This window comes from Streptomyces sp. ActVer (assembly GCF_027270795.1).
Classification (GTDB): Bacteria; Actinomycetota; Actinomycetes; order Streptomycetales; family Streptomycetaceae; genus Streptomyces; species Streptomyces umbrinus_A.
In genome coordinates, this window is sequence record NZ_JAPWHT010000095.1 from 17210 (window position 1) to 27703 (window position 10494).

The window sequence follows — 10494 nt, forward strand, 5'->3', positions numbered from 1 at the left end:
GGTACATGCGGCACACACTCTCGATGAGCCCGTCCCAGCACGCCAAGGCACCGGCCCGGCTGCACACGCTGGCGTCGGCGCAGACGGTTCCGCTGCCCGTCCATACGAGCGAGCAGCTCCTGCCGCTGGAGCATCTGGCCTGGGAGAACTTCGAGCGGCTGTGCCTGAAGCGGGCGGTGGAGCGCGGGACGGTCGAGGACTCCGCCGATCACGCTGGCGGCGACAGTGTCACCGGGCGCTTGAGCGCCTACGACGCCCAGGCGCAGGGAAGCCTGTACGGCACTCGGGGCCAGGAGCAGCAGGGCATCGATCTGTATGTCCGTCTGCCTGGCGCCTCCGCCCAGAACGGCTCTGATCCCGAGCGTGTCTACCTGAGTCTGCAGTCGCGGCGGGTGAAGTCGCTGACCGCCAGGCAGCTCAAGGAGGCCGTCACTGACTTCCTGGACGGCACGTGGGCTGCGGTCAGCCGGGTCTTCGTCTACGCCACCAGTCTGTCGGCAGTCCCGCAAAAGACCGCCGACGAGGTGGTGACGCAGCGCAAACGGCTGGCGCGTGCGGGCATCACCTTCGAGGTGTGGGACGCGGAGTATCTGTCGGCCTGGCTGAAGCAACGCCCGCAAGTCGTCCACGACTTCTTCGGTCGCGCGTGGGTGGAGGAACTGTTCGGGCCCGAGCAGGTGACCGCTTTGGCCACCCGGCTCGATGCCGTGCAGGTCGCCGATCTGCGTGCACAGCTCGGTTCCTTCTACGCCACCTTCTTCGCCCACACCGACTCCGGGGCGATCGCCCTGCAGCACGCTCCCGCCCGACCGGATTTACGACAACGGTTCGTTCTTCCCGACGTGCTCCCGGTGCACCAGCTGGGCCGCTGGCCTGCCCAGCTGTCACCACCCGACGCGGTCTCCCCCGGCATGTCCCCCACGGCCTGGTACCGCAAGGCGCGGGCGTCCGCCTACGGCCACCATCCCGGCGAGCTGGGGAAGGCGCTCACCGTGCCTGCCTCCGAGGTCGGGGAGCAGATGGTGGCCGTCAGCGCCGCGTCCCCGGCAGTGACCGGGGAGGCCACCGGGATCCGCACCAGCGCGGACGCCTGGCTGGCCGGGGCCCGACGCCATGTCCTGGTCGGGGAGGCAGGCTCGGGCAAGAGCAGTCTGCTGCGTTTCGCGCTGTTGGACCTGTTCGCCGACTCCCCTGCCCTGCCGCGCTGGACCGAACGGTTCGGCGACCGGCTGCCGCTGTGGGTTCCCTTCCCGTTCTTCACCCGCCGGCTGGCCCGCTACGACGGCGCCGAGGCCTCGCTGGCGGCGACGCTGCGGGCCTGGCTGGAGCAGTACGACGTCGGGCATCTGTGGCCGCTGGTGGAGAAGGCACTGGCCGATGACCGGCTGCTGCTGGTCATCGACGGCCTGGACGAATGGGTGAGCGAGAGTGCTGCGCGCAGGGCTCTCACCGCGCTGGAGACGTTCCTGGACCAGCGGCAGCTGCCCGCGGTGGCCGCCACCCGCCCCTATGGCCTGTCGCGGCTGCAGCCGACGGGGGTGTGGCAGTACGCCTCGCTGGCCCCGCTCTCGTCGCGCCAGCAGCGGGAGTTGGTCGCTCACTGGCTCGGCACCGCTGGGGTGGGCGGCGACACGCAGGCCGAGGCGTTCGTGAAGGAACTGTCCGGCGTCCGGGACCTTCGCCAGCTGGCCCGGATTCCGCTGTTCCTGCTCCTGCTGACCGGTATGCGCCTGGCCGGGGCTGCGCTGCCGACCAGGCGGTTCGAGGTGTACGCGGGCGCCGTTGACCATCTGCTGGGAGAACATCCCGCCCGGCGCGGGACGGCGGCCGGCATCACCGCGGAGCCCACCGCACTGCACCCGGACGACATCCGTCAGGTCCTGGCCCACGTTGCGCTGGCACACCAGCAGCGCGGCGACGTCCAGGCCGTGCCCGAACAGACGGTCCGCGCGGACATCATCGACGCGCTTCGCGATCCACGTCACCTCGCCCTGGATGCAGCGGGGGCCGCCGCTCAGGCGAGGGGGTTTGTCGACATCGCCGAGGGGCAGCTCGGTGTGCTGGTCCGGCAAGGCCCGCGCGAGATCGGCTTCCTGCACCGGGTCCTGCTGGAACAGCTGGCCGCCGAACAGGCCGCACAGCAGCTGTCTTTCGACGAACTGCGCCGCCTGTTCGCCCAGCGCGCCCAGGACCCACGCTGGCATGAGGTGCTGTTGGCCATCCTGTGGCAGCTGCAGCGCACCGAGGAGACCAGTCGGCTGCTCCAGGAGCTCGCCGAGAAGGCCGATGGGCCGGAACCGGAAGCACTGGCGGTGCGCGAGCTGGTGGCGCAGGCCGTGTTCGGGGGGATTCGGCTGCCTCTCCCCCAGGCCCGGCGTCACGCCGCCACGATCCTGGAAGCGGTCGACAGCCACCCCCTCGTCGGGCACCGACAGCGGCTGTTGTCGGCGTGTGTGGCCGGGCTGGACGATCCAGCAGTGAGCGGTGATCTGGTGTCGTGCCTGTCGCGCTGGGTTGTGGCCGGTCAGCCGCTGCCGTGGCAGGTGTTTCACCGGCTCGGGCAGGTGGCCGACGACCGGCAGCTGGCTGAGCCCGTCTGGCCGCTGCTGGTGGCCGCATTGAGGTCGGAGGACGTGCACGTCGCCTGGGCGGCCGCCCGCGCGCTCGCCGCCCGCTACGGGACGCGGGACGGGCAGGAGCACGTGGTTGAGGCGATGCTGACGACGCTGCGCCATGCAGCCAGTGCCGATCACGCAGCCGTGATCCTGCACGGTCTGCTGCTGGGCTGGCCCGATGAGGACCGGGTCACGGCCGCGGCCGCAGCCGCCCGGCGACAGCAGGTGCTGGGGCTGCGGCTGACGGCCCTGGCCGCCGTCCTGGGCGTGCTGCCCGGGCGGGATACCACCGGCCGTATGGCCCGCGGGTCGCAGCCGCAGGCCATGACGGCCGAAGAGCGCGCCTGGCTGGTCAGCCGGCTCGACACCGAGGATTTCACCGACAACGTGTGGAAGCCTGTGCTCACCGACGCGATCGCGGCCGCCTTGCGTGAGGCTCCCGGCGAGGCCGAGCAGGTGCGCGACACCTGCCTGTCCATCGTGTCCGGCCGGCGCCCCGGACAAGGCGACCGAGCCGCGGCCTGGAGTGTGCTACTGCTGGCCTATGCCCAGGATGCGGCCGTCATCGACTACGTCTGCACCACGCTGGTGAACGACCCGCACCAGATCCGGTTCCTTGGCATCGGGCCGCTGGCCCGCGCCTACCCTCGCCATACGGCCGTGGCCGCCGCGGCCGAGGAACTCCTGCAACAAGATCCACGAGCCTTCCTGGACTTCGAGCTCCCGTCCCTCGTCACCCTGGACCAGGGCCCGGTGCTGCGGTCCGTGCTGCTGAAGGAGTTGCACGACAGCGAGGTCCCGCACTGGGCCGCCGATGCCCTGGCCGAGCACTGGGCCCATGACACCGAGGTGCAGCAGGCGCTGTGCGCGGTGCTGAACGGCGAGGCAGGCCGGGCATCACGGGTGGCCAACGCGGCCGTGCGGGTCCTGGGCGCCGAGCAGGCCCGGGAGCGGCTGCTCGCCCTCCTTGCCACACCAGCACCGACACAAGACAGCCGCTTCCGCAAGGAAATCGTCATCCATGCGCTGCTGGAAAGCTGCCAGAACCAGTCCCTGACCTCGGGACCGGTGGCCGAGCAGATCGCCCGAGTGTGTCTGGAGGCGGTGCAAGAACCCGCCAACGAATACGAGTTCACTGCTGAAGCCGCGGTCATCGTCGTCCTGCCTGCAACCGCTTCGGCCCGCGACCGCGCGGCCAGCATGCTGCGCAGACCGCAGGCCCCTCTTGGGTCGCTTCTGGCCGGCTACGGCAGCGAGCCCTCCGCCCTCGAGCCCGTGCTCGACCGGGTGCGGGCCGCCCACCCGGCCCTGCCCACCGCCGCCCGCCTGCACCTGTGCACCCTGCTACGCGACCACCCCGGCGACAGCACCCTCATCCGGCAGTTGACCGCTCAGTGGCCAAACGAGCCCCACGACCTCGTCCGATCCGCCGCCTCCGCCGTGTTCCACACCCACCTACTGCACGACCACGACCGCGGCGCGCTTCCCGAACCGGAATGGCAGAAGGCCCAGTCCGTGCTCCGCGACACGGCCACGGGCCTCGGCTACAACAACTGGGCACAGCGGCGCGCCGCATGGCTGGGCATCCTGCTGACCGACCAACTCGGCCTGCTGGACGACCTCGTCGAACAGGACGGCCGCCCCATCCGGCTGCCCCTGGGTGAATTCATCAGCACCGACCTCGACCTGCTCGTGCTCGGCGAGATCGCCGACCACTGGCCCGCCCTGCGCGCCCACTTCGGCGACACCCTTCTCAAACGCCTCACCGGCGACATGCTCTCCCGCGCCATGGACACGGCCTGGGAGTACCTTGCGCTGGTCGCCGACCGCCACCCCCAGCTTGCGCAGGAACTCGCTGCGGCCGTCGACCAGCAACCCGACCTCCTCACCCACGACACCGTGCTCGCCTGGTACGCCCACACCCACCGCGGCGAGCCGCACCTGCTGCACGCCCTGATCGACATCCTCCGGCCGAGCGACAACGGAAGCCGGGACGTCGCACCCCTGCTCCTGGCCGACCCCTTGGTCCTCGGCCTCGACCCGGCGACCGTGCAACGCGCACTGCACACCGAACTGAGCCCACGACGCTGCGGTTACCCGCTCCCCTCCTCCGGCGCGTTCCTCGCCCTGGTCGCCGGGTTCCCCGACGACACAGCAGTCGCCGACGCCTGGGAGGCCCTCCAGCACGAGCGCGACCTGTACGGACAGGTCGAGGTGGACGTGTCGGTGTACTACCCGCTGGCCTACGCAGCCGTCGAGACTGCCGACTTCGTGGATCAGGTATCCCGCGACAGCGCATGGATCTCCAGCCACTTCACCAACGACGTCGACCCACCGTTCGCTCAAGCCGTCATCCGCCGCCTGGAACGTGACCCGGAAGCACGCACCCGGGCCGACGCCGCCATCATCAGCACGGACACCTCTGATGCCCGGGCCGCCCAGCTCGCCTCCCTCAGCAGCGCGGCCACCGCTCTGCCCCCAGACGTCGCGGACAACCTGCGCCAACGGCTGCACCGGCAGCAAGGCCTTCAGCTGCCCGATGCCGTGCACGACTTCGTCACCGCCACGGACGTGCCCGTCCCCGCTCTCCTGCTGCGCATCCTGCAGTCAGGAACAGGGCGATGACACGCCATCCGCCCATGCAACGGGAAGACGTACAGCAGACGGCCAGGCGCACAGCAGCAGCTACCGACGGTCCTGGCTCACTTCTCTGCTGGCACACACGGAACACTGGGACCATGGTTCAGCAGCCGTGCCCTGGTGCCAGGCCGCCCGTCGCCGAGGTGCTGAACAAGCGGTATGCGGGGCGCCTTCCCGACACTCTGGAGGCCCTCGCCGGACCAGAGCACGGCCTCGTCGACCTGCCGCTCCACATCGCCTGGTCAGGGCTGCGCACCTACGACCTCGCCCAACCCCGCCAGCGCATGAGCCTCTACCGCACCGTGCTCGCCGAAGGACAGCGCAATGACATCACCTGCTCCTGAACCGCAATCTCCTGCTCGCGCAATGGCCCACGATGAGGACCATGATCAGCAGGCACGTCCGCGAGGCGTGGGGAGACCGCCCCCCAAGCTTGAGCCCTGGGCATCCGGCACCGCGTGAGTGATCCGGCACCCCAGACGACCGCCGATGCGGGCGTGGATGCGGCGGCTGACGCCGTTCGGGCCGGGACCGCAGTCAGAGCGTGGCGCCGCCGTGCGACCCGTCGCGCCAGACGGCGAGCGTGACGTGCCAGCGTCACGACAACGGGCTCTACCGACGGGTATGACGCCTTCACATCACGCAGCGGTGCGTACGTTCCGCAGCAGTGCGGCGGTCATCGCCAGGAGCGTCTCGGCCTCGGCCCGGTCGTACTCGAAGTCCCTGGTGACCGCGTCATTGTGCAGAGCGCCGCACGTCTGGCTGTACAGGGCGTCCTGGATCCGCCACCACCGCTCGGTCTGGCTGCACTGGCTGGGGACCTTCCTCCCGGGGTTGTCCCAGCCCGCGTTCTCCCGGACCCACTCCAGTGCCCGCCTGATCTGCAGGATGGACGCCGGGATCTCGCCCACGGTCAGCAGACGCTGCGCCTCTCGCAAGGTCCGGCCGACCTCGTCCCTCTCCGGGGCGCCGAGCGGATACGGCACGGCCATCTCGAACGCCGCGGACGACCCCAGCTGCGCGAGCTGCTGTTCCCACCGGCTCTTGGCGACGGTGATGTGCGCCGTGTCCTGAGCGCTCCCCGGGTAGCCGGGCGCCTGCGGCAGCGTCGCATTGAGGTCGATCTCGAACCGTACGTCGCCGGTGCGGCCTTCCTCGATTGCATGGACCTGCAGCGACGTCAGCGGGAAGGACAGGTTCACGCGGTGGACGGTGATCTTCGGGGTGTACGCCAGGTTCGCCGTGGTCCGGGCTAGCCGATAGCGCTGCCCTCTCGTGTCGAAGCCGAACAGGTCCGTCTCCAAGGCGAGGATCTTCCCGGCCTCAGTGAAGGGCGAGACACCAACGACGAGTTGGACGCTCAGCTCGTGGGCTCCCAGCGCGCGCTTCAGCCACGTCTGATCGCTGCTGACCGTTGCGGTGAACCGGATGTCGTCGTCGAAGCGAAGTTCCTGCATAGCTCCCCCAAAGGGACGTGTCGATCACCCGATTCTGCCGGGCGGGGCGCCCCGCCACCGCCGCTTTTCCAACCGGCCGTGAGCTCCGGCAGCGCACGCGAAGGGTCCCGCCCACGGTTCACGGACGGGGCCTGGTTGGTCCTGTAGGGTCCAGCGGATCGTACGGCGGCACGAGGATGAGCTCCCCTGCCACCACCGGCGCCGTGCTCAGCGCTCTTCGGGTACCGCACCGCTGACCGGACTGGGGCCTCACGGCCCGGTCGGCGAGCCATGATCGCAAACGCCCCGGCAGGGCGAATCCCTGCCGCCTCTCAGGAGGGTCGCCCACGAAGCAGCAAACCACCCCTGCACTCCATCAGCTCCCTGAGCTGCGCAAACGCCGCCAAATCCATAAGGGTTCCCGAACCATCCGCGATATTCCAGCTCTACCACGTATCAGCAGCTCGCAGACCCATGCACCTCTGACCAGAGGTCAACACTCCGCAGTACAAGCTGGTCAGATCAGCGCACCAACTCCTCATGAGAATCCAGATCAGCGCCGACTCCCCAGCTCAACACGCCTTCAGACACCGCACAGAGCCGGGAACTCACAGTGGCGTCGGTGACCACCAGGATGCCGGGCCCCTTCTCCCCCACCGCGGCAGTGAGTTGCCCGATCACCGAGGCCTGCAGGGCGTTCGGCCGCTCCAGGCCGCCGTGGGCCCGGGTGAACGGCACCTGCGGCAGGGTGCTGCGGGCCAGCCCGGACTCCTCGACCACAGCGGGGGCGTCCCGGACGGCCTGGGCGAAGTGCTCGCCGGCGCCGAAGGCGGGCGCCTGGGCCTTGGGCAGCCAGTAGTGGCGCTGGCTGGCCAGCCGGTCCGCGATGATGCCGATTCCGGTGATCAGCACAGCCGCCGGCACCGACACGTCCGCGGGCACCACGGTGGCGCCGGTCAGATGGCGCAGCAGGGCGAAGTAGCGGCGGCGCAGATCCTGCCACGCCGGCCCGCCCAGGGCGAGGTTGACCCGGGAGGCTTTCGCCGCACCGTTGATGTCGACCTGCAGGAACCGGCCGTGGTGCCCGCCCAGAATCTGGGCGACGAGCACTCCGGGGCTGTCGGAGGTGTCCGCCGGATAGCCGGCCGCGGCCAGCAGGTGCAGCACACTGTGCATGGACGCCCGTTCGTGCGGCATACGCTGCCAGTCACGGATGTCCGCGCGCAGGGTGTCGCTGACCCGGGCCCAGGGATACGCCTCCTGTTCCTGGAACGCCGACAACTTGCCCAGATCGTGCAGGCCGGCGATGAACATCACCAGACAGCGCGCCTCGGCCAGCGTGAGCCCCAGCCCGGCGGCGATCAGCCGACGCTGACCGCGGGTCAGGTACCGGTCCCAGACCACACCCGCGAGCGCCGCGACATCCAGCAGATGAAACAGCAGCGGATACACCGCCCACGCGCCGCGGTCGAACTTGCCCCACGGCGTCAGATCGATCCCGCCGCGCCGGGCATCCTCCCGCACCCCCACCGAACGCTCCCGCTCCGCTCTACGTCAACCCACCCTGGAACTCAGGGGTATTACGCCTATCCTGCCGCATGGTGATCATCTCCCAGTGCGGGGCATCCCGGGTACCGGAAGGTGTACCCTGCGATTCGGATTTCGCCGGTTTCCTCACTCTGTGAGGGTGTGCCTCTGCTGGTCATCATGAGCTGTTCAGGGCTTATCTCCTCCCCACACGCGTGGGGGTCTGCCTCACTTCATCGCCACTGCGGAGCATCCCCACACTCGTGGGGGTTCATCGTTCCGGGGCTGGGCGCGCCTGACCGCCCAAGGGAATCCTCCCCACTCACATGGGGGTCTGTCCTGCCCAGACGACACCGCACCGACGCACCGACACTCTTCCCAACACGCGTGGGGGTCTACCTCCCGTCGTCGAACAGATTTTCCTGGGCCAGCGGTCTCTTCCCCACGTGCGTGAGGGTCTGTCCAGGGTGTTGATACTGCCGAAGGTCCGCTCGACGTCTTCCCCATACCCGTGGGGGTCTGTCGAACCCTTGACCGCGCACGGCGTCACGGGCGTGCAAAGCGCCCGCTCCAGGTCGGCGATGACCGGCAGAGTTGAGGTTGGCGGATGGTGACGAATTGCCGGTCGGGCAGGTCGGTAATGGGTGACGCAGGCCGGAGCGAACCCCGACGGCGGATCACGTGGGAGGCAGGGCACGGGCCGGGGCGACCTGGGACGACGCCACCCGCACGAGGACGCCAGGGCTTCCAGGGCCCCGACGGCTACGTTGCTGAGCTGAACGCCAATGACCTGCCTGGCAGCCACGGCGTCTGGTCGGTCTCCGCGTGGCTCATCCACCGGCTCGACTGGGCACGGCATCACGACGGCCCGCACGGCTGACCGCGTCAGGGCGCTCCCACGATGACGACCGCTGTAGTCGGCCGGCCGCTGCGGTGGCCGCCTTGGCCATCGGGCGGCGCAACGGCCCGCCGACGGCGGGCAGGTTTCACCACCACTGAGGGTAGTTCTCGCCCGTCTCGGTGCTCCAATCATCTTGGTCTAGTGCTTGCTGCCACTTGCTCGTGACGACCGTTCCGTCCGTGAACTGGTGGGCGGGCCTGGCGGCGGCCAGGTGCGTGTCGAGGAGCTCTACGACGTCTTGGTAGAGATGCTCGATGCGGCCTCGCTGTGCCCGTCTGACGCGCTGGGCAACGGAGGCCAGGACCCCGACGCTGATCCGGAACGGGCCGAAAGAGGCAAGCTCGTATCCGTCGCGGGCCGGTTCCTCCTGCCCCGCCTCGAGCGCTGCCAGGAAGGGCTCGTAGTAGGCCAGGATGAAACGGTCGCGGTCCGCTGGGAGGTCGATGGCTTCAAGCTCTGCCTCCTCCGGATCCACAGCGTGCAGTTTGAGATGATCCGGCACTCCCTTGTACTGGGGAAAATGGGCAGCGCACGCGTACGCCAGGGCCGGGGGCATTCCTCCGATCGATCGGATCGTCCGCTTCTGGGCCCGCATCGTCTCCTTCAGTTCGTCATCAATGTTCCCGGATCTCCCCTTGGCCTCGGCGACGACCCAACCGCCGGTCTGTCTCTCCCCGAAGAGGTCAGCGCGCTTGCGGGTGTTGGCGGCGAACCGGATGCCGTAGCGGGCGGCGTACCGGTCCACGTGCATCAGGAACCGCACCGAGACCGTCTGCTGGCTGAAGACCCCGGTCATGGCCTGCCCCAACGTGTAAGACAGTGCCACTTTCTCCGAGCGGTCGAGGTCGCGTGCGAGGTCGGACCGGGTGAGGCGGCCTGTGGGTGCCCGGCGGATGTATGCCGGGATGAGCGCAACGCGGTGAAGCCACTCGTAGACGGATGTCCAGCCGTAAACGGCCTGGTCCTGCGGTGCTCTGCCCGTGACGAACAGGGCATGCGCGAGGGCGTCAACAGTGAAGACCATCCGGCCGGTCCGGTTGAAGGTGTCGGGGAAGTCCTCCGTCGTGTACCAGACTTCAAATTCGTCAGGCTGCACCACTCGCTGCACTCCCCCGGGTCTGCTCCAGCCAGCAGGTTAACGGCGGCATCAGGGCGCGCGCTGCTTCGGGGTGGGGGCATGGACGCATACACGGACAGCGTCCAGCAAGGGTTGCAGGCGTGAATAGTGGCCCGTGGGCCATACCGGCAGGCTCCGGGCGGGTTACGGACGCGCGGCAGCTGATGGCCGCTACGGCGTTAGTAGCTGTTGTCTTTTCGGACTTGAGGACTGCGTTTCCGCTGGTCGGGCGTAGGGTCGGCGATTCCGTGGGAGTTG

4 protein-coding genes and 1 pseudogene are annotated in these 10494 nt (G+C 69.3%); 2 read left to right on the top strand and 3 right to left on the bottom strand.

The window, feature by feature from the left end; all coding sequences use genetic code 11:
• Nucleotides 1–5: 5 nt before the first annotated feature.
• Both O3Q52_RS17840 and O3Q52_RS17845 read left to right on the top strand, forming a co-directional pair.
• Nucleotides 6–5240, top strand: a complete 5235-nt coding sequence (locus O3Q52_RS17840) for an NACHT domain-containing protein (RefSeq protein ID WP_269649779.1) — start codon at nt 6–8, stop codon at nt 5238–5240.
• A 113-nt stretch (nt 5241–5353) separates the two neighbouring features.
• Nucleotides 5354–5721, top strand: a pseudogene (locus tag O3Q52_RS17845) (hypothetical protein).
• 172 nt (nt 5722–5893) lie between these two features.
• Here the strand turns inward: O3Q52_RS17845 and O3Q52_RS17850 are convergent.
• The 3 genes from O3Q52_RS17850 to O3Q52_RS17860 all read right to left on the bottom strand — a co-directional run bounded on the left by O3Q52_RS17850 (nt 5894) and on the right by O3Q52_RS17860 (nt 10218).
• Nucleotides 5894–6712, bottom strand: coding sequence for a hypothetical protein (locus O3Q52_RS17850; RefSeq protein WP_269649780.1), 819 nt, complete (start codon nt 6710–6712; stop codon nt 5894–5896).
• Between the two features lie 501 nt (nt 6713–7213).
• On the bottom strand, nt 7214–8221 hold the full coding sequence (locus O3Q52_RS17855) for a CRISPR-associated endonuclease Cas3'' (RefSeq protein WP_269649781.1): 1008 nt from the start codon (nt 8219–8221) through the stop codon (nt 7214–7216).
• 983 nt (nt 8222–9204) lie between these two features.
• Nucleotides 9205–10218: a hypothetical protein gene (locus O3Q52_RS17860; protein WP_269649782.1), complete on the bottom strand. Its 1014-nt coding sequence runs from the start codon at nt 10216–10218 to the stop codon at nt 9205–9207.
• Nucleotides 10219–10494: the final 276 nt, after the last annotated feature.

Coding starts and splice junctions, on each gene's coding strand:
- O3Q52_RS17840 (WP_269649779.1), top strand. CDS start 6: ATGCGGCACACACTCTCGATGAGCCCGTCCCAGCACGCCAAGGCACCG.
- O3Q52_RS17850 (WP_269649780.1), bottom strand. CDS start 6,712: ATGCAGGAACTTCGCTTCGACGACGACATCCGGTTCACCGCAACGGTC.